15 protein-coding genes and 1 pseudogene are annotated in these 19,321 nt (G+C 64.4%); 8 read left to right on the top strand and 8 right to left on the bottom strand.

Features of this window, described 5'->3' with window-relative positions; translation table 11 throughout:
- Positions 1 to 16: 16 nt before the first annotated feature.
- From cysD to E8E75_RS02070, 3 genes are all read left to right on the top strand, one after another.
- Positions 17 to 946 (top strand): sulfate adenylyltransferase subunit CysD, encoded by a 930-nt coding sequence (cysD, locus tag E8E75_RS02080; RefSeq protein WP_153920959.1) that lies wholly within the window; start codon positions 17 to 19, stop codon positions 944 to 946.
- Entirely contained in the window at positions 946 to 2,820 is a 1,875-nt protein-coding gene (gene cysN / locus E8E75_RS02075) for a sulfate adenylyltransferase subunit CysN (protein WP_153920957.1), read from the top strand. The genes cysD and cysN overlap by 1 nt, the downstream gene beginning before the upstream one ends.
- Positions 2,821 to 3,044: 224 nt before the next feature.
- Positions 3,045 to 4,208, top strand: coding sequence for a helix-turn-helix transcriptional regulator (locus E8E75_RS02070; RefSeq protein WP_153920955.1), 1,164 nt, complete (start codon positions 3,045 to 3,047; stop codon positions 4,206 to 4,208).
- Positions 4,209 to 4,349: 141 nt separating this feature from the next.
- Here E8E75_RS02070 and E8E75_RS02065 read toward each other — a convergent pair whose 3' ends face one another.
- From E8E75_RS02065 to E8E75_RS02040, 6 genes are all read right to left on the bottom strand, one after another.
- Positions 4,350 to 5,918, bottom strand: a complete 1,569-nt coding sequence (locus tag E8E75_RS02065; protein WP_153920953.1) for a FadD3 family acyl-CoA ligase — start codon at positions 5,916 to 5,918, stop codon at positions 4,350 to 4,352.
- 65 nt (positions 5,919 to 5,983) lie between these two features.
- The gene (locus tag E8E75_RS02060; protein WP_120655017.1) at positions 5,984 to 6,757 is read right to left on the bottom strand and encodes an SDR family oxidoreductase; all 774 of its coding nucleotides are present in this window, start codon (positions 6,755 to 6,757) and stop codon (positions 5,984 to 5,986) included.
- A gap of 282 nt (positions 6,758 to 7,039) precedes the next feature.
- Positions 7,040 to 8,098, bottom strand: coding sequence for a ferredoxin--NADP reductase (locus tag E8E75_RS02055; protein WP_120655016.1), 1,059 nt, complete (start codon positions 8,096 to 8,098; stop codon positions 7,040 to 7,042).
- A gap of 13 nt (positions 8,099 to 8,111) precedes the next feature.
- Positions 8,112 to 8,870: a glucose 1-dehydrogenase gene (locus E8E75_RS02050; protein ID WP_153920951.1), complete on the bottom strand. Its 759-nt coding sequence runs from the start codon at positions 8,868 to 8,870 to the stop codon at positions 8,112 to 8,114.
- A complete protein-coding gene (locus tag E8E75_RS02045) occupies positions 8,867 to 10,543 on the bottom strand; it encodes an FAD-binding protein (RefSeq protein WP_120655014.1) in 1,677 nt (558 codons plus the stop codon). Before E8E75_RS02045 ends, E8E75_RS02050 begins: the two co-directional genes overlap by 4 nt.
- A gap of 9 nt (positions 10,544 to 10,552) precedes the next feature.
- Entirely contained in the window at positions 10,553 to 11,059 is a 507-nt protein-coding gene (locus E8E75_RS02040) for a flavin reductase family protein (protein ID WP_120655013.1), read from the bottom strand.
- A 267-nt stretch (positions 11,060 to 11,326) separates the two neighbouring features.
- On the opposite strand from E8E75_RS02040, the gene E8E75_RS02035 reads away from it, so the two are divergent.
- On the top strand, positions 11,327 to 12,511 hold the full coding sequence (locus E8E75_RS02035; RefSeq protein ID WP_153920947.1) for a flavin-dependent monooxygenase: 1,185 nt from the start codon (positions 11,327 to 11,329) through the stop codon (positions 12,509 to 12,511).
- 217 nt (positions 12,512 to 12,728) lie between these two features.
- Positions 12,729 to 13,856 (top strand): LLM class flavin-dependent oxidoreductase, encoded by a 1,128-nt coding sequence (locus E8E75_RS02030; RefSeq protein ID WP_120655011.1) that lies wholly within the window; start codon positions 12,729 to 12,731, stop codon positions 13,854 to 13,856.
- A gap of 182 nt (positions 13,857 to 14,038) precedes the next feature.
- On the opposite strand, the gene fusA is transcribed toward E8E75_RS02030, so the two are convergent.
- On the bottom strand, positions 14,039 to 16,141 hold the full coding sequence (gene fusA, locus E8E75_RS02025; protein ID WP_120655010.1) for an elongation factor G: 2,103 nt from the start codon (positions 16,139 to 16,141) through the stop codon (positions 14,039 to 14,041).
- Between the two features lie 271 nt (positions 16,142 to 16,412).
- Between fusA and E8E75_RS02020 the strand changes: the two genes are divergently transcribed.
- Positions 16,413 to 17,132 (top strand): EthD domain-containing protein, encoded by a 720-nt coding sequence (locus tag E8E75_RS02020; protein ID WP_120655009.1) that lies wholly within the window; start codon positions 16,413 to 16,415, stop codon positions 17,130 to 17,132.
- 51 nt (positions 17,133 to 17,183) lie between these two features.
- Here the strand turns inward: E8E75_RS02020 and E8E75_RS02015 are convergent, their stop codons facing one another.
- Positions 17,184 to 17,471, bottom strand: coding sequence for a GYD domain-containing protein (locus tag E8E75_RS02015; protein ID WP_120655008.1), 288 nt, complete (start codon positions 17,469 to 17,471; stop codon positions 17,184 to 17,186).
- A gap of 317 nt (positions 17,472 to 17,788) precedes the next feature.
- Here E8E75_RS02015 and E8E75_RS02010 point away from each other — a divergent pair, with 317 nt between their 5' ends.
- The gene (locus E8E75_RS02010) at positions 17,789 to 18,442 is read left to right on the top strand and encodes a peroxiredoxin (RefSeq protein WP_120655007.1); all 654 of its coding nucleotides are present in this window, start codon (positions 17,789 to 17,791) and stop codon (positions 18,440 to 18,442) included.
- Between the two features lie 54 nt (positions 18,443 to 18,496).
- Positions 18,497 to 19,255, top strand: a pseudogene (locus E8E75_RS02005) (Mut7-C RNAse domain-containing protein).
- Positions 19,256 to 19,321 lie beyond the last annotated feature (66 nt).

Genomic DNA, 19,321 nt, shown 5'->3' with positions numbered 1-19,321 from the left:
AAAGCCGGCTCGCACCATGTGGAGCCGGCGCCACCCAAGGAGGCAAGCGATGCTGACTCACCTGCAACGCCTGGAAGCCGAAAGCGTCCAGATCATTCGCGAAGTGGTCGCCGAGTGTGAAAACCCGGTGATGCTCTACTCCATCGGCAAGGACAGCGCAGTCATGCTGCACCTGGCGATGAAGGCCTTCGCACCGGGCAAACCGCCCTTTCCCCTGCTGCACGTGGACACCACGTGGAAGTTCCGCGAAATGATCGCCTTCCGCGACCAGACCGCACGGAACCTGGGCCTTGAGCTGCTGGTGCACATCAACCCGGAGGGCCAGGAACGAGGGATCAACCCCTTCACCCACGGCTCGGCACTGCACACCGATGTCTGGAAGACCCAGGGGCTGAAGCAGGCGCTGGACCTGCATGGATTCGACGCGGCCTTCGGTGGTGCCAGGCGTGACGAGGAAAAGTCGCGGGCCAAGGAGCGCGTGTTCTCGATCCGCTCCGAGCAGCACCGCTGGGACCCGAAGCAGCAGCGTCCCGAACTCTGGCGCCTGTACAACACCCGCAAACGCAAGGGCGAAAGCCTGCGGGTGTTCCCGTTGTCCAACTGGACCGAGCTGGATATCTGGCAATACATCTACCTCGAAGGTATTCCCATCGTGCCGCTCTACTTCGCCCAGGAGCGCCCAGTGGTACGCCGCGACGGCACCCTGATCATGGTCGATGATGAGCGCCTGCCGCTTCTCCCCGGCGAATCCCCCGAGCTGCGCAAGGTGCGCTTCCGCACCCTCGGCTGCTACCCATTGACCGGCGCCATCCACAGCGAGGCCGACAACCTGCCGGCGATCATCCAGGAAATGCTGGTGAGCCGTACCTCCGAGCGCCAGGGTCGCCTGATCGACAGCGACTCGGCCGGCTCCATGGAGAAGAAAAAACAAGAGGGGTATTTCTGATGAACGCCAAAATCGAGCTCGACCAGTACCTTGAGCAGCAACAACACAAGGACCTGCTGCGCTTCATCACCTGCGGCAGCGTCGACGATGGCAAGAGCACCTTGATCGGCCGGCTGCTGTACGAAACCAAGGTGCTCTTCGAAGACCAGCTCGGCCAACTGGAGGTGGACTCGAAAAAGCTCGGCACCCAAGGCGGCGAGCTGGACTTCGCCCTGCTGGTGGACGGTCTGGCCGCTGAGCGCGAGCAAGGCATCACCATCGACGTGGCCTATCGCTTCTTCGCCACCGACAAACGCAAGTTCATCGTCGCAGACACCCCCGGCCATGAGCAGTACACCCGCAACATGGTCACCGGCGCGTCTACCGCCGACCTGGCAGTGATCCTCATCGACGCCCGCCAGGGCCTGCTGCAGCAGACCCGCCGGCACAGCTACCTGGTGTCTCTACTGGGCATTCGCCAGGTCCTGGTGGCGGTGAACAAGATGGACCTGATGGCTTATTCGGAGGACGTCTTCGCCCGCATCGAGGCCGACTACCGCGCCTTCGCCGCACAACTCGGATTGACCGATATCCAGTGCATCCCGATGTCGGCTCTCAAGGGGGATAACCTCCTGGAGACCAGTACCAACATGCCCTGGTACCAAGGGCCGACCCTACTCCAGCACCTGGAGAACGCCCCCCTTGAAGCAGCCCGCCCCGGTGCCGACTTCCGTCTGCCGGTGCAATGGGTGAACCGGCCGAACCTCGACTTTCGCGGATTCGCCGGCAACGTCGCGGCGGGAGCCATCCGCATTGGCGAGCGCGTCCGCGTCCTGCCCTCCGGCCAGCAGAGCCGCGTTGCCGGTATCCTCGGCATGGCCGGCGCACAAGAGGAAGTTAGTTGCGGCCAGGCCGTGACCCTGACCCTGGAAGACGAGATCGATATCAGCCGTGGCGACCTGATCGTCCGCGCCGATGCGCCGTCCGCCGTGGCTGACCAGTTCGAAGCCACCCTGGTCTGGATGGGTGAGGAGGCCATGCTGCCCGGCCGTCCCTACCTGATGAAGATCGGCTGCCGCACGCTCGGCATGAGCTGCGCCACCCTCAAGCACAAGGTCAACGTCAACAACCTCGAGCAACTCGCGGCCAGGACCCTGGAACTCAACGAGATCGGGGTGTGCAACCTGAGCCTGGACCAGTCGATCGCCTTCGATCCCTATGTGGAGAACCGCGATACCGGGGGGTTCATCATCATCGACCGGCTGAATAACCAGACCGTTGGCGCCGGCATGCTGCACTTCGCCCTGCGCCGCGCACAGAACGTGCACTGGCAAGCTGTCGACGTGAATGGCCCGGCCCGTGCCGCACTGAAGGGGCAGACGCCACGTATCCTGTGGTTCACGGGCCTTTCCGGGGCAGGTAAATCCACCATTGCCAACCTGGTGGAGCGCAGGCTCCATGCACTGGGTCGGCACACCTACCTGCTGGACGGCGACAACGTGCGTCACGGCCTGAATCGCGACCTTGGCTTCAGCGAAGCCGACCGTGTGGAGAACATCCGCAGGGTGGGCGAAGTGGCGCGGCTGATGCTGGACGCGGGACTGTTCACACTGGTTTCGTTCATCTCGCCCTTCCGCGCCGAACGCGAACTGGCACGTGGTCTTGCAGGCGAAGGAGCGTTCCTGGAGATCTTCATCGACGCATCGCTGGAGCTGGCCGAGAGCCGGGACCCCAAAGGCCTTTACCAGAAGGCCCGGCGCGGCGAGCTGAAGAACTTCACCGGCATCGACTCGCCCTACGAGCCACCACTGGCGCCGGACATCCGCATCGACACGGCAAGCGAATCAGCGGAAGCGGCCGCCGAGCGCATCGTCGAGTACCTACTGTCGCTCTAAGCTCGCGCGCTTGATGGGCCTTGGCCTGTAGGAGCGAGGGGGACGCCGAGTTCTTGCTTGCGAATGTCCTGTGCTCGGATGTTCGCGAGCAAAGCTCGCTCCTACATTTCCCAGCCAACCGAATCGATCCTCGCCGCCACTAGGCCGAACGGACGATTTGTCCACAGCCCGTGCCGCCAATACTCAGCCGATCCAGCCCGACAACCACAACAAGCGAGGCGAGGATGGACGATCTTCGATATGCCCATGAGCTTGCGGGCATCAGTGCCCCAGAACTCAGCGAGCTACTGGCGCTGAACTACCGCGGACCGCTGGAACCCACGCCTTGGGCCAGCCTGCTGGACGCGCTGCGCCGACGCTTAGACGCCAGCTACCTGACCCTGGTCCTGCGCAATCCCGCCCATGAGCGGCCGGGGTTGATCGTCAACGCCTCGATCCACGGGCCGCACCTGCCCGGCGAGCCCTCCTACAGCGAGCATTACTACGCCATCTGCCCCTTCCTGGACTGGCCCGCGGACCAGGTGGTCAGCGCCGATCAGGTGCTGGGGACCGGACACTGGCTGGCTCACGACTTCTACCAGGGCTACCTGCACCCGCTCGACCTGCGCTACGTGCTCGTGGCCAATATGCAGACGGCGGCTGGCATGTACTGCGCCCTGTTCGCCTGCCGGGGGCATGCTGGACGGGATTTCGACACCGCGGAAAAGGCCCTGGTGCGTCTGCTGCTGCCACACCTGCAACAGGCCGTGGACCTCCACTCGACGGTCGACCAACTGGACTCCGAACGCCGCCTCTATGCCGCCACTATCGACCGTCTGCTGGTGGGCACCGCCATCCTCGACCAGACCGGCAAGGTGATGCGCAGCAACCAGGCCGCCCAGCGCCTGTTCGCCGCCCAGGATGGCCTCGAGTGCAATCAGGACAAGCTGCGGGCCTTCGCCGGACAGGACAACCGCAATCTGCAGCGGACCATCCAGAGCATGCTGCAGCACCACCAGCACGGCCGGGATGACTGCATCGAGGTATTGACCCTGGCGCGCCCTACGGGTGAGGTTCCGCTCAACCTGCTGTTACGGCCCATTGCCCTGAACTACGAAGGCCAGGGCAACGCCCGACGGCCGGCCGTGGCCGTGTTCATCCGCAATCCGGGCGACTCCCCGCAGGCTTCGCGCTGCCTGCTGCGCAGCCTGTTCCAACTGACACGCACGGAAAGCGAAGTGGCGATGCTGATGATGGATGGCCTGACTCTCGACGAAAGCGCCGAGCGGCTTGGCGTATCGCGCAACACCGTGCGCGCGCACCTGCGCGGCGTGTTCGCCAAGACCGGCGCCACGCGCCAGGCGCAACTGGTGAAGACCTTGCTGAACAGCGTGGCTTCGCTGGCTTGAGAGAGGCGGTAATCCCCTCGCGCCTGGATCCCGACACGGTCTTGTGTAGGAGCGAGGGGGACACCGAGTTCTTGCTCGCGAAAGATCGCGCTCGGGCGGTTCGCGAGCAAGCTCGCTTCCTGCAACTTCCCCACGGAGTCCCTATGAGGCCAAATTTCGCAGCGCGTCCTTGGTCACCTTGCCCGCCGCATTCAACGGCATCGCTTCCACCACCTGGGCGCGGCGCGGGACCTTGTAGTTGGCCATCTGCTCGCGGCACCAGATGAGGAAGTCTCCGGTATCCAGCGCCTGGCCAGTAGCCGGCAACAGGAAGGCCATGGCCACTTCCCCCAGACGCTCGTCGGGAATGCCAATCACCGCCGCCTGGGCCACCCCCGGATAGCGCAGGATCACCTGCTCGATTTCCGCCGGGTACACGTTGAAGCCACCGGTGATGAACATGTCCTTGATGCGGTCGGTGATGCGCAGGTAGCCGTGCTCGTCGAGTACACCGACATCACCCGTGTGCAGCCAGCCGTCGGCATCGATGGCTTCGGCCGTCGCCTCGGGGTTGTTGAAGTAGCCCTGCATCAGGTTGTAGCCGCGCACCAGCAGCTCACCGGGCTCGCCCGGCGCGACCGGATTGCCGGCAGCGTCCACGCAGCGCACTTCCACGTCCGGGAACGCGCGGCCTGAGGTGGTGGCCACCCGTTCGGCGGGATCGCCCGGACGGCAGATGGTGACAAAGCCACAGGCCTCGGTCAGGCCGTAGGCGGTGACGATGGTCTCGAAGCCCAGTTCGCTGCGCATGCGCCGGACCATTTCCACAGGCACCGAGGCTGCGCCGGTCACCGCCACCCGCAGGCTGGAAAGATCGAAGCGCTCGCGCTCGGGGAAGGCCAGGATCGACTGATAGAGCGTGGGTGGACCGGGCAACACGTTCACCCGTTCGCGAGCGACGCGCTCCAGCATTACCGGCACGTCGAACACCTGTTGCGGCAGGATGCAGCAACCCCGCATCAGCGCCGCCAGCCAGCCGGCCTTGTAGCCGAAGCTGTGGAAGAACGGGTTGACGATCAGGTAGCGATCACCCGGACGCAGTCCGACCATCGCACTCCAGTCACGCACGATGCGCAGGTTCTGGCCGTGGGCGGTCATCACCCCCTTGGGCTTGCCGGTGGTGCCTGAGGTGAACAGCAGGTCCGACAGGCTCTGCGGCTGCACCTGGTTTTCGCGCACCGCCAGCTCTGCCGGTGAAACCTCGGCGGCCAAAGCGAGAAACTCGTCCCAGCCCAGGCAACCCGGTGCCTCGCCACGCAGGCAGATGCGCGTACGCAGCGCCGGGAGAGACTCGTCGTCCAGCAGCGCCGGATAGCGGGTACCGAGGAACTCGCCAACCACCAGCAACAGGCTGGCGCCGCTCTCACGCAGGATGAAACCCGCCTCGCTGCCCTTCATCCGCGTATTCAGCGGTACCAGCACCGCGCCCACGCTCTGCAGGGCAATAGCCGCGACGATCCATTCGTGGATGTTCGGCGCCCAGATCGCCACGCGCTCGCCGGCCTGCACCTCCAGCGCCAGCAAGGCGCGGGCGGCCTGGCGACGCAGTTGGTCGAGCTGGTGATAACTGAGGCGGGTGCCATCGTCCTCGATGGCCATGGACTCGCCGTAGCGGCTCGCGGCGGCGGCCAGCAGTTCAGGGATGGTCAGGGCGCTTTCCAGGTCGGTCATGGGCTTTTCTCGGGGCGAGACGGGGCAGCGGCCGGGAGAACCCGGCCGTGGTCAAGGCAATGAAGTCAGGCTTGTGGCGGGGCGAAGCGACGTCCGGCGGAGAAGCCGCCGTCCACCGCGATCATCTGGCCGCTGACGAAGGAGGCGTCGTCAGACGCGAGGAACAGCGCCACGCTGGCCACTTCGTCCGGCTGGCCGGCACGGCAGAGCATGTGCTGCGAGGCGAAGTAGGCATGGAATTCCTTCTGCTCTTTCACCATCTGGGTCATGGGTGTATCGATCAGCCCCGGGCACAATCCGTTGACGCGGATGTTCGCGTGGCCGTAGTCGATGGCCATGGAGCGCGTCAGCTGGGTGATACCGCCCTTGGCGGTGTTGTACGCAGCGTTGCCGTCGCAGCCCTGCAGACCGAAGATCGAGCCGAAATTGATGATCGAGCCACTGCGCTGGGCAAGCATCTGCGGCAATGCGTAGCGGCTGGTGAGCATGGAGCCGGTCAGGTGGATATCCAGGACGCGGCGCCATTCCTCGGTCGTGGTCTCGGTGATGCTGCCACGGCTGGCGATGCCGGCGGCATTGACCAGGGCGTCGATGCGCCCGAAGCGTTTCGCCACCTCATCCATTACCGCTTGCACCCGTGCTTCGTCGCGCACATCGAGGCTCATGAACACCGGCGCCGGGCTTAGCCCTTCCAGGCTTGCGGCGACATCCGCGCGGGGCTCGCCCACATCCAGTCCGACTACCTGTGCGCCTTCGGCGGCGAAACGACGAACACAGGCCAGACCGATACCTGATGCAGCTCCGGTGATGACCGCAACCTTGCTAGACAGACGTGCCATGGGAAACCTCGTTGCTTGTTCTTGGAATGGGGCTTTCGGCGGAGTCTACCGCTGGTACGGGCAGGAGTGATCGTCCGTTGGGACTACGCCTCGTTCCCTTGAGGGGGCACCGCACCTGCAGGAGCGAGCTTGCTCGGGAACCTCCTGAATCCGGTCTTTCGCGAGCAAGCTCGCTCCTACACTCAGCCCGTGCCGTACAAATAAAAAACCCGGCCGAAGCCGGGTGTAAAGGCACAGACATACACGCTCAATACCACCACTTAGGGCGGTAGCCCCCGGCTGTCACCCCGGAAACTTCAGTTTCAGCCGCGCGCTGCCCGGACGGCCCTGGCACGCCAGGGTCCAGCCTTCGGCGAGTTCCGCAGGACTGAGAATATCGTTGCGCGAGAGCACAACATCGCCCTCTTCGACCTTGCACATGCAGGCGCCACAGAAGCCTTCCTCGCAGGAGTAAGGCGCATCGAGACCTGCATTGCGCATGCTCTGCAGCAGGGTCTCGCCAGATTGCACGGGCACTTCGCTGAGCTGGCCGTCGAGCTCCACCAGCAGCTGCTCCGCTTCGACGCCAACTGCAGCCGGCACTGCTACCTGCGCATCTGGATCGGGCGGCGAGACGAAACGCTCCACATGGATGCGCTCGCGCGCCTCGCCCAGCCCCAGAAGCGCGTTCTCCACGGTATCCATGAAGGGGCCGGGGCCACAGATGTAGAACTCCGCACCGGAATGACCACGCACCAGCTGGCGTACCTCGCCCTGGCTCAGGAATCCCTGCACCGAGTCCAGCACGTGAACCACTTCCAGCTGCTCCACATGGGCCTTGGCCAGCGCCTTGAGCTCATCGCGGAATATCACCGATGCCTCGTCGCGATTGGCGTACACCAGCTTGATGCGGCGACCGCTGGTCTTCAGCGCCGACTTGAGGATGGAGAACACCGGCGTGATCCCCGATCCTCCGCCAAACAGCACCAGGTCATGCGTACCGGGACGCAGATGGAAATGCCCCGCGGGCGGCAGCACCTCCAGCAGGTCGCCGGGGCGCACCTGGTCGTTGAACCAGTTGGACACCCGGCCACCGTCGACTCGCTTGATCGTGACCTTGGGCAAGGTGTCGCAATCCGGCGAGCTGGACATGGAATAGCAGCGCGTCAGCCGTTTGCCACCGAGCACCACGCGAAAGCCCAGATACTGTCCCGCCTTGTAGTGGAAGCGCGTTTCCAGGCCGGCGGGAATCCGCAGCACCAGCGAACGGCTGTCGTGGGTCTCGCTGATCACCTCGGCCACTTCCAGCTGGAAGGCGCCGGACTGCTGCGGCTCGATCACAAGTGGCTGCACGCTGCCCATCGCTATCTCCGGATCAAAGCAGGCCGCTGACGGTCTGCGCGTTGTCGATGCGCATCTCGCTGCCATTGATGAAGCGCGATTCATCGGACGCGAGGAAGAGCACCAGGTTGGCGATATCACGCGGTGCGCACATCCGGTTCTTCGGATTCTGGTCCAGCACGTCCTGGGGAATCGCCTGGCCACCGGTCAGGGCCTGTGTCATGGGGGTATTGATGCCGTCCGGGTGCACGCTGTTGCAGCGGATGCGGTAGCCCTGCTCCTTGCAGTGCAGTGCTACGGAGCGGGTCAGCGCTGCCACTGCACCCTTGGAAGCGGAGTAGGCGCAGAAGGCCGGCATGCCGCCCAGGGCCGCGACCGAGGACATGTTGACGATGGAACCGCCGCCACTGTCCTTCATTGCCGAAATGGCGTACTTGCAGCCGAGGAAGTAGCCGTCGCTGTTGATGCGCTGGACCTTCTGCCAGAGCTCCAGGCTGGTGTCCTCGACACTGGCCATGGCGAGGATCGCGGCGTTGTTCACCAGTACGTCGAGGCGGCCGAACTGCTCCAGGGTCAGCTTGATGACGTTCTGCCAGTCGGCTTCGCTGGCGATGTCCTGGCGAACGAACAGCGCATTGGCGCCGATCTCGGCGGCCACCTGGCGGCCGGCTTCTTCATTGAGGTCGGTGAGCACCACCTTCGCTCCTTCGCTGGCCAGCAGCAGCGCGTCTTCGCGCCCTACCCCGCTGGCGGCGCCAGTGACGATGCAGACCTTGCCTTCGACTCGTTTCATTGTTGTTCTCCTTGGGAAGCCAGAGCGGCACGAACCAGGCCCGCCACATGCGCACCGACCCGTCGTCCGGAGTGGACGCAGTCGGCCAGGGACAGGCCGGACACATAGAAATTGGATGCGACACCCACCGCATTGCGGCCGGCGCTGAACAGGCCGGGGACGGGATAGCCGTCATTCCCCAGCACCTGGCCACTGCGTTCGCACACGGTGAGGCCGCCGAGGGTGATCACCGGACAGGGGAAGAGCTTGCTGTCGAAAGAGAGGTCCAGGGCGTACCAGGGTCCTTCGTCCAGCGGGGCCAGGAACGCCCTCGACTTACCCAGTTCGTCTTCGCGATCCCCCCTCGCTGCGGCGTTGTACGCGGCGACGGTGCGTTCGAGGTTCGCCGGCGGCAGCCCGCTGCGCTCCGCCAGTTCGGCGAGGCTACGGCCACGACGGGCGTTGCACAGCATGTTGAGCACCGCCGGCAAGCGCTGGAAGGCCCAGACCTTGCCCGGTCCGACCTGGGCGTAGGCTTCTTTGATCAGCGCCCGGTTGAGAATGAGGATGGCGCGACCGCCCTGCTCCTCCACCATGGCATGCCCGAGCCTGGCACCGTAGACCTCTTCGTTGCAGTAGCGGCGGCCTTCGGCATTGACGATCAGGCCACGGGCCCAGGCCAGCGGCGGGTTGATGAAGCGCCAGGCGCTGGCCCGCTCCATGCGCGCGGTGCGCCCGCCGGCACTCTGGCCGAGACGGATGCCGCTGCCATCGCAACCACTGGTCCCCAGCGGCAGGCCGTCGAGGTAGCGCGGCGCGTGTACCGTGAGCATCGCGCGGTTGAATACGAAACCACCGGCACTGAGTAGCACACCTTGCCGGGCGCGGATCAGTCGGCGCTCGGCATGAGCCAGCTCCAGCGCACGCAATTTGCGTCGCAGGCGATCGGCAAGCGCTGGAGCATAAGGATGAATGGCATCGGTCCAGCGACTGAGGCGTGCATGCTTTTTCGCGGCGCCACTGTCCAGCGGCAGGCCCCAGGCTTCGACGCCGAGCACGGCACCGGAGTCGTCCACCACCAACCGCCGGACCTCGCATTGGCGTTGCACGCGCACACCCAGGCGCTGCGCGCTGGCCGCCAGCGGACGGAACAGATTGATACCGGACATCCCCGAGCCCAGGGCGCGGTGACCTCGAGGTGCCGGACGCGCCTTGGCGGCGTAGCTCGGCACCGCCTCGTTGCCGGAGTAGTAGAGGAAATACTGGTCGCTGGGGTAGGAGGTTTTCAGCGGTGGCACGCTACCCTGGAAGGCAGCGCCATGGCGCTCCAGCCAGGCCAGGTTGACGCGGCTGTCGTTACAAAACCCCCGCAGCGTATCGGCGGACACAGCGTCGCCCACTTCCTGGCGCAGGTAGTCGTACATGGCTTCGGGAGAGTCCTCCACGCCCGCCTCGGCCTGCTGCGGTGTACCGCCTCCGGCGTAGACCACGCCACCACTACGCGCTGTGGCGCCACCGCCGGCGAAGCGCTCCAGGGCCAGGACTGCAACGCCCTGGCTGGCCGCCTCGATGGCGGCACAGACGCCGGCGCCACCGAAGCCGACCACCAGCAGGTCGGCGCTGTCATTCCAGGCCAGCTGCGTGGCGTCACGCACCCGCAGCGGCGCTTCAGGACTCTGCTCCATGGCGGTCATGGGCAGTCCTCAGTTCGCTACAGCCAGGGACGATGCCGTGGTGGTGTAGGCGCCGTTGAGATAGACCAGCGGACTGATTTCAGCGCTGTTGTGAATCTCCACGATGCGACCGATGAAGATGGTGTGGGTGCCGTAGCTGAACTTGCCGTCCTGCCGGCAGAGGATGGCGGACTGGGCATCGCCCAGGTAGGGAATGCCGCCTACACTGCTGCGCCAGTCGCCCTGCTGGAAGCGCGCCTCGCCCTTCACCGGGCCGCTGCACAGGTGGGACAGCTCCTCCTGCTCCAGGCCGAGGATGTTCACGCAGAAGTCCGCACCGGCATCCAGCACGTTGTGCAGGGAGGCGGTCTTGTTCACGCAGATGAGCAGCGACGGCGGCTCGGTTGAAAGCGAATCCACCGCCGTGGCGGACATGGCGAACCGCTCCTGCCCGTTGCTGGTGGTGATGATGGTCACGGACTTGGCCAGACGACGCATCGCCTGGAGCATCTCGCCTTTCAGATCGGCCTGGCTCATCGCACTGCCCTCTTGTTGTTCTCAAGTGGAGCCGATTCTTCGCCAGGGCCGGGCGGGCAACATCGTCCGAGGGGACTAGGCAAAGCGAGGGCCCGCCAGGCGAACTCCCTGTAGGGGCAAATTGATTCGCCCCTACAGAAGAGCAGTCCGTGCAATCAGGCAGCTCCGAGCTCGTGCATATGGTCCGTTTGAGGGATGCCCGCCCACTTGCCCGTTGTTTGAATGCCCGGCGATAGGTGGAAAAGCCTTCAACAGGAGAACAACAACATGCTCGACCACGACCTGATCCGCCAACGCCTGAAACAACGTGCCCGAGAGCTGGTGCCGGTGCTGCGCGAACGCGCGCCACTGGCCGCGAAGAGCGGCCAGCTCCCCGAGGAGACCATCCGTGACTTCCAGGAAGCGGGCTTCTTCCGCATCCTCCAGCCCGCACGCTGGGAGGGCTACGAACTGGAGCCGCGTGATTTCTTCGAGGTGCAGATGACCCTCGCCGAAGGCTGCATGTCGTCCGCCTGGGTTCTGGGGGTGGTGGCCATCCACAACTGGCAGCTGGCGCTGTTCGACGACCGTGCCGCGCAGGATGTCTGGGGCCAGGATTCGAGCGTACTGATCTCCTCCTCGTACATGCCGGTGGGCAAGGTCACCCGCATCGACGGCGGCTTCCGCCTTAGCGGCCGCTGGGGCTTCTCTTCGGGCAGCAAGCACTGCCAGTGGGCTTTCCTCGGCGCCATGGTGCCGCCGGAAAAGGAAGGCGACGGACCGGACTACCGCACCTTCCTAGTCCCGCGCCAGGACTACAACATCGTCGACAACTGGGACGTGATGGGCCTGGAAGCCACCGGCTCGCATGACGTACTGGTGGAGGACGTGTTCGTACCCGAGCACCGCACCCACCGTTCCATCGATGGCTTCCTGCAAAACAGCCCAGGCAACGCGGTGAACACCGACCCGCTGTTCTGCCTGCCCTTCGGGCAGATCTTCGTGCGTGCGGTGTCCTCTTCCACCATCGGCGCGCTGCAAGGGGCCATCGACCTGTTCATCGAGGCCAACAAGGGCCGCGTCGGGGTGAACGACGGGCGCAAGATCATCCAGGACCCAGGCGCGCAGACCGCGCTGGCCAATGCCATGGTCACGGTGGATGAGTGCCGCACAGTGCTGTTGCGCAACTTCGACCTGATGATGCAGCGCGCCAGGGCGGGCGAGGCGCTGACCATGGCCGAGCGGGTGAAGATGCGCTACGACTCGGCGATAGTCCCGGACAAATGCGCCCAGGCGGTGGAAGCCCTGATGTACAACAGCGGCGCGTCCACCATCTTCCGCCAGCACGGCATCAACCGCGCCTTCCGCGATATCCATACCGGGCGCGCCCACGTGGCCAACTGCCCGGGCAAGTACGCCCTCAACCTGGGCGGCGTGGGGATGGGGCTCGATAGCACCGACTTCTTCCTCTGAAATCGCGATCCGCCAGCAAGCCGGCTCCTACGTAGGCGCCAGCTTGCTGGCGAACCCGCCTCGCCACGACGCCCGCCCCGCGCGGGCGTCGTGCTTTGCGGGGCACCAAGATGACTAGTCCCTTTGGGGGATTCAGGCCGTTTTTCGATCCCACACCATGCGCTCAAGACCCGGCATCTGCGGGTTGACCGAACGAAGAACAAGAAGGGCCAAGCGCATGAAATTCTCCCTGATCTACGAGGCACAGACGATCGATTCCACCCGCGAAGGCGACCGTCGCATCTTCGACGAAACCGTCGAGCAGGCAGTGCTCGCCGACAAACTCGGTTTCGACACTTTCTGGTGCGTGGAACACACCGCGCTGACCAACTACTCCCACATGTCGGCGCCGGAAACCATGCTCGCCTTCGTCGCCGGCAAGACCGAGCGCATTGGTATCGGCCATGGCGTGGTCTGCCTGCCGCCGGCCATGAACCACCCGGTAAAGGTGGCCGAGCGCATCGCCACCCTCGACCTGCTGTCCAAGGGCCGTGTGCACTTCGGCGTGGGCAAGGGCGGTACCCAGCAGGAGGCCGGCACCTTTGGCTACGATCTGGCGACCCTGCAGCCGCAGATCGACGAGGCCATGTACCTGATCCCGAAGATGTTCGTGCAGGACGAGATCGAACATAACGGCGACTTCGTGAAGATCCCGAAACGCCCGATCCATCCCAAGCCCTACCAGGACCCGCACCCGCCGATGTACCTGGCCTGCACCAACACCGAGTCGCTGAAGAACGCCGGCGGCCGTGGCATGGGCGCCCTGGTGCTGGGCTTCGGCGGCCCCGAGGAGATCGCCAAGAAAGTGGCCGTGTACCACGAAGCCTGGGACAACCGCGACGAGAAGAACCAGGTGGGTTTCCGCCCCAACCGCCACATCGCCGCCCTGTGCCCGGCCATCGTCCTGGACGACAACGAGAAGGCTCGCCACATCGGCATCCGTGGCCAGCGTTACTTCATGGAATCCCTGGCCTACTGGTACGCCGGCGGCGAGCGCCCGGACCCGGAGAAATGGAAGGAAGACACCTTCGTCGACGGCAACGGCCAGGCGGTGATCAAGTCGCGCTTCGCCTCCGAGGAAGTCACCGTGGACTTCTCCGACCCGACCATGGCGATGATGAACCCCAACCATGCCTACGGCACCGTGAAGGACTGCATCGGCTACGTGCAGCGCCTGATCGACGCCGGCGCCGACGAAATCCTCTTCATCTGCCAGATGGGCACCGTGCCGCAGTGGGCGCAGATCGAGACGCTGAAGAACATCGGCGAACACGTGATTCCCTACTTCCGCAAACAGAAGGACTGACCTGAGCAGCGGAGTGAGGAATGAAAAACGGGCCTTCCGGCCCGTTTTTCTTTTGTCTGGCAATGAACCCTGTGGGAGCGAATTCATTCGCGAAAGCGGGCCGAAGGCTCGCCCAGTGGACTCAGGGGCCGCGTCGTGGCCATTCGCGAATGAATTCGCTCCTACAAGGTACAGCCGCCCCATCAACCCGATTTCTTCACGATCGCCTCGGCAATGCTCGCCGGCACCTCGGCATAGCGGGCGAACTCCATGGAGAAACTGGCCCGGCCCTGGGACATGGAACGCACATCGGTGGCGTAACCGAACATCTCGCCCAAGGGCACTTCGGCGCGGATGATCTTGCCGGAGACGCCGTCGTCCATGCCATGGATCAGGCCGCGGCGGCGGTTGAGGTCGCCCATGATGTCACCCATGTAATCCTCCGGCGTCACCACTTCCAGCTTCATCACAGGTTCCAGCAACACTGCGCCGCCTTTCTGAGAGAGCTGCTTGGTGGCCATGGAGGCAGCGATCTTGAACGCCATCTCGCTGGAGTCCACGTCGTGGTAGGAACCGTCGAACACAGCGGCCTTCAGGCCGATCAGCGGATAGCCGGCGAGCACGCCGTTCTTCATCTGCTCCTCGATGCCTTTCTGGATGGCCGGGACGAACTCGCGGGGAACGACGCCACCTACCACCTCGTTGATGAAGACCAGCCCCTCCTGCCCTTCGTCCGCTGGCGCGAAGCGAATCCAGCAGTGGCCGTACTGGCCGCGACCGCCGGACTGGCGAACGAACTTGCCTTCGATCTCGCAGGTCTTGCGGATCGTCTCGCGGTACGCCACCTGGGGCTTGCCGGTATTGGCCTCGACGTTGAACTCGCGCTTCATGCGGTCGACGATGATGTCCAGGTGCAACTCGCCCATGCCGGAGATGATGGTCTGTCCGGTTTCTTCGTCTGTCTTGACCCGGAACGACGGGTCTTCCTGGGCCAGCCTGCCGAGGGCGATGCCCATCTTTTCCTGGTCAGCCTTGGTCTTGGGTTCCACGGCGATGGAAATCACCGGCTCGGGGAAGTCCATGCGCTCGAGGATGATCGGTTTGTTCAAGTCGCAGAGGGTGTCGCCGGTGGTGACGTCCTTCATGCCGATCAACGCGGCGATGTCACCGGCGCGGACTTCCTTGATCTCGGCGCGGTGGTTGGCGTGCATCTGCACCATGCGGCCAACGCGCTCCTTCTTGCCCTTCACCGAATTGAGCACGGCATCCCCCGAACTCAGCACGCCGGAATAGACGCGAACGAAGGTCAGGGTGCCGACGAAGGGGTCGGTGGCGATCTTGAAGGCGAGGGACGAGAAGGGCTCGGTGTCATCGGCATGACGTTCGTCTTCCTTCTCCGGGTCGTCCGGATGGGTGCCGCGGATCGAGGGGATCTCGGTGGGCGCCGGCAACAACTCGACCACGGCATCCAGCACCAGGGGCACCCCCTTGTTCTTGAAGGACGAACCGCACACCGCCGGGACCACGTCGCATGACAGGGTGCGGATGCGCAGGCCGGTCTTGATTTCCTCTTCGGAAAGTTCGCCCCCGTCGAGGTACTTGGTCATCAGTTCCTCATTGGCCTCGGCCGCCGCTTCCAGCATCACGTTGCGCCAGTGTTCGGCCGTCTCCCGCAACTCGGCGGGAATCTCCTCCTCGCGGAAGCTGGCACCCTGGTCGGCGTCGTTCCAGTAGATGGCCTTCATACGGATCAGGTCGATCTGCCCGTTGAAGTTCTCTTCCTGGCCGATGGGCAGCTGGATCGGCACAGGGGTGTGGCCGAGGCGCTTCTTGATCTGCTCCACCACGCGCAGGAAGTCGGCGCCGGCGCGGTCCATCTTGTTCACGTAGGCAATGCGCGGCACGTGGTATTTGTCGGCCTGGCGCCAGACCGTTTCGGATTGCGGCTCCACGCCATCGGCGCCGCTGAACACCACCACCGCACCATCCAGCACGCGCAGTGAGCGCTCCACTTCGATGGTGAAGTCGACGTGGCCGGGGGTGTCGATGATGTTGATGCGGAACTTGTCGAGCTGTTTGCGCGAGCCGCTCCAGAACGCCGTGGTGGCCGCCGAGGTGATGGTGATGCCGCGCTCCTGCTCCTGGACCATCCAGTCCATGGTCGCGGCGCCATCGTGCACCTCGCCCATCTTGTGGTTGACCCCGGTGTAATAGAGAACCCGTTCGGTGGTGGTGGTCTTGCCGGCATCCACGTGGGCCACTATGCCGATGTTGCGGTAATGGCTGATGGGGGTTGTACGGGCCATGGCTATCACCTCCGTGCGGGTTATGGGTTATGGCAGGGCCGCACGCACTCCGGCGGTGCCACCGGCACCGGGTTCGAGTACAAGGGTTGTGGGCGAATGGCCTTGCAAGGGAATGGCACAGCCCCCAAGGCCGCACGTCCCCTCCACTAACGCTAGCACCGCCTCGACCATGCCACCGGCCACTCATCCGCTAGTCCGGGCGGACGATGCAGGGCCCCGTGCCCAGGCCGCATGGTCTGGACACATTCACAAAAACGCGAAGGACCTTGCCGTGGAAAAGATCATCTACACCTTGTGGCGTACCCCGCAGGACAGCGTCGAAAGCTTCTCCCAGAAATTGCGCGGCGTGGTCGCCGAGCAGCTGTTCACGCTGGGGGCCCGGGGCCTGCAGGTGAATCTGGCCGATGCCGACGTCGCCCCTGCAGCCGGCCTGCGGCAGGAGAACAACCGGCCGTTGCCGGACGCCACGTTGTCGCTCTGGGCCGACAGTGCCAACAACGAGGTCCGCCGCCCGTTCGATGACGTCCTCAACGCGGTCTCCAGCCGACTCGCGGCCTACCTGGTGTGCGAGTCAGTGGCGATTCGCAACACCCGCTTCCCGGCCCACCCTGGCCAGCGCACCCACGGCTTTTCGCAAGTCGCTTTCCTCTGCTGTCCGCCGCGCCTTACGCGCGATGCCTGGCTGGATATCTGGCGTAATCACCACACGCGCGTGGCCATCGACACCCAGGACAACTTCCTCTACGTGCAGAACCTGGTGGTGCGCGCCCTGACCCACGGGGCCGCGCCAGTGGACGCAATAGTCGAGGAAGCCTTCCCGCCGGCCGCCATGACCGACCCCATGGCGTTCTTCGATGCAGCGGGCGATGAAGGAAAATTCCAGAAAAACCTGGCGGCGATGATGGACAGCTGCAACCGTTTCATCGACTTCGACAAGCTCGACGTGCTGCCCACCAGCCAGTACCTGCTCAAGGCAGCTTCCGCGCTTTGAGCCCAAGGGGAGCGGCCACCGGTGCTGCTCCCCATTCGTGGGCAGGACGTGCTACAGGCCGCTGAGCAGGCGCCGGAACTCTTGCTCGGAGTAACCGCGTAATGTCTGTGTCCTGACATTGCCCAACTGACCCGTCTTGAGCAGCAGGGTGGTCGCCGCTTCCTCGTCCCCCTCGACTATCAGCACCAGGTCATAGCTGCCTACCGTCCAGTAGACGGTCTTGACCGAAAGGCCAAGCTGCTCGGCCAGCCCTTTGAAGGCGACGAACCGATCCGGGGAATCCTTGACGCTGCGAATACCTTGATCGGTGAAGCTCGCCAGCGTGATGAACGTAGCCATGCTTTCGCTCCTGTTGGATTGCAGGGCGACGGTCAGGATTGCGGAGATCAGTGCACCGGAAGAAGGCCGCCACTCTTCCCGCCATGCATGCCCATTCGGCGCAATGCGCCACGGGCCCTGTCGACAGCGAGTTTCCGACGACCTCCACAAGGTAGGAATAGCACCCCCGGGCCGGGGTGCATGACCACTGATCCACTGCCCGCCGGGCAGGCTCGGGAGGCCGACCTATACTTTCACACCCGGCAAGCCCGTGGGCCTGCCGCGATAGCCGCCAAGCGTTGGTGGCCCCTTCCAGCCAGACAGAAAGGAGGACCTACATGGCAATCCGCATTGGTGACGAAGCGCCCGACTTCACCGTGGACAGCACAGAAGGCACTATCAATTTCCACCAGTGGATCGGTGACCAGTGGGCCATCCTGTTCTCCCACCCGAAGGACTTCACGCCGGTCTGCACCACCGAGCTGGGCTACATGGCCAAGCTCAAGCCCGAATTCGACAAGCGCAATACCAAGGTGATCGGCCTGTCCGTGGACCCGGTCAGCGACCACCGCAAGTGGGTCGGTGATATCGAGGAAACCCAGGGCCACGCGGTCAACTACCCAATGATCGGCGACGAGAACCTGGTGGTGGCCAAGCTCTACGACATGATCCACCCAAATGCCAGCGCTGGCCCGCGCACAGCGGTGGACAACGCCACGGTGCGTTCGGTGTTCATCATCGGCCCGGACAAGAAGGTCAAGGCGATGCTGATCTACCCGATGAGCGCCGGCCGGAACTTCGACGAAGTGCTGCGCCTGCTGGATTCGCTGCAACTCAACGCCAAGCACACGGTGGCGACGCCGGTGAACTGGCGCCCCGGTGAAGACGTGATCATCCCCACCTCGGTCTCCGACGAAGACGCGAAGAAGAAGTACCCGGACGGCTACAAGACACTGAAGCCGTACCTGCGCGTAGTCGCCCAGCCGAAATGACCGGTCGCGCGCCCTCCCACGGAGGGCGCGCCACGGGCTGCCATACTCTCCTGCATGGTCAGGGCAACGTTTCGATTCTACGAAGAGCTCAATGACTTCCTGCCCGCCGAGCGGCGCCGGCAGGCCTTCACCTGTGCCTGCGCGCGGGCGGCCACGGTCAAGCACATGATCGAGGCGCTGGGCGTGCCGCACACCGAGGTGGAACTGGTCCTGCTCAATGGCGAGTCGGTCGGATTCGAACGAGTGATACTCGATGGCGACCGGGTGGCGGTCTATCCCAAGTTCGAGGCGCTGGACATCAGCCCCCTGCTCAAGGTCCGCTCGCGCCCATTGCGGGTGCTGCGCTTCGTCGCCGATGCCCATCTGGGCGGGCTCGCCAGCCTGCTTCGCATGTGCGGCTTCGATACCCTCTACGACAACGGCTTCGAGGACGGCCAGATCGCCGAGATATCCGCCCATGAAGGGCGCATCGTGCTCACCCGCGACCGCGAGCTGCTCAAGCGCCGCATCATCACCCACGGCTGCTACGTACATGCGCTGAAACCCTCGTTGCAATTGCGCGAGCTGTTCGAGCGGCTGGACCTGGCCCGCAGCGCCAATCCCTTCAGCCTCTGCCTGCACTGCAACCATCCGCTCTAGGAAATCGCCCCGGAAATGGCCCGCCCTCGCCTGCCGCCAAGGGTTGGCGCCCTCTATTCGCGCTTTCTAAGTTGCAATGCCTGCGACCGTCTGTACTGGGAAGGTTCCCATTGGCGCAGCATGTGCACCCTGCTCGCGCCCTTGCTGACGGTGGATAAGTCCAGCGAAGACTGATCGACGCATACCCACAAAAACGGTGGATGAAACTGTGGATAAGCTGTCGGGAGATGGCCAGGCGCC

It is taken from the genome of Pseudomonas sp. BN606 (assembly GCF_029873115.1).
Classification (GTDB): domain Bacteria; phylum Pseudomonadota; class Gammaproteobacteria; order Pseudomonadales; family Pseudomonadaceae; genus Metapseudomonas.
Note: the sequence above shows the minus strand (reverse complement) of the source record. Positions and strands in the feature narration are given on the sequence as shown.

Coding starts and splice junctions, on each gene's coding strand:
- E8E75_RS02070 (WP_153920955.1), top strand. CDS start 3,045: ATGGACGATCTTCGATATGCCCATGAGCTTGCGGGCATCAGTGCCCCA.
- E8E75_RS02060 (WP_120655017.1), bottom strand. CDS start 6,757: ATGGCACGTCTGTCTAGCAAGGTTGCGGTCATCACCGGAGCTGCATCA.
- E8E75_RS02055 (WP_120655016.1), bottom strand. CDS start 8,098: ATGGGCAGCGTGCAGCCACTTGTGATCGAGCCGCAGCAGTCCGGCGCC.
- cysN (WP_153920957.1), top strand. CDS start 946: ATGAACGCCAAAATCGAGCTCGACCAGTACCTTGAGCAGCAACAACAC.
- E8E75_RS02015 (WP_120655008.1), bottom strand. CDS start 17,471: ATGGCTACGTTCATCACGCTGGCGAGCTTCACCGATCAAGGTATTCGC.
- E8E75_RS02065 (WP_153920953.1), bottom strand. CDS start 5,918: ATGACCGACCTGGAAAGCGCCCTGACCATCCCTGAACTGCTGGCCGCC.
- E8E75_RS02045 (WP_120655014.1), bottom strand. CDS start 10,543: ATGACCGCCATGGAGCAGAGTCCTGAAGCGCCGCTGCGGGTGCGTGAC.
- E8E75_RS02050 (WP_153920951.1), bottom strand. CDS start 8,870: ATGAAACGAGTCGAAGGCAAGGTCTGCATCGTCACTGGCGCCGCCAGC.
- E8E75_RS02040 (WP_120655013.1), bottom strand. CDS start 11,059: ATGAGCCAGGCCGATCTGAAAGGCGAGATGCTCCAGGCGATGCGTCGT.
- cysD (WP_153920959.1), top strand. CDS start 17: ATGTGGAGCCGGCGCCACCCAAGGAGGCAAGCGATGCTGACTCACCTG.
- E8E75_RS02010 (WP_120655007.1), top strand. CDS start 17,789: ATGGCAATCCGCATTGGTGACGAAGCGCCCGACTTCACCGTGGACAGC.
- E8E75_RS02030 (WP_120655011.1), top strand. CDS start 12,729: ATGAAATTCTCCCTGATCTACGAGGCACAGACGATCGATTCCACCCGC.
- E8E75_RS02035 (WP_153920947.1), top strand. CDS start 11,327: ATGCTCGACCACGACCTGATCCGCCAACGCCTGAAACAACGTGCCCGA.
- fusA (WP_120655010.1), bottom strand. CDS start 16,141: ATGGCCCGTACAACCCCCATCAGCCATTACCGCAACATCGGCATAGTG.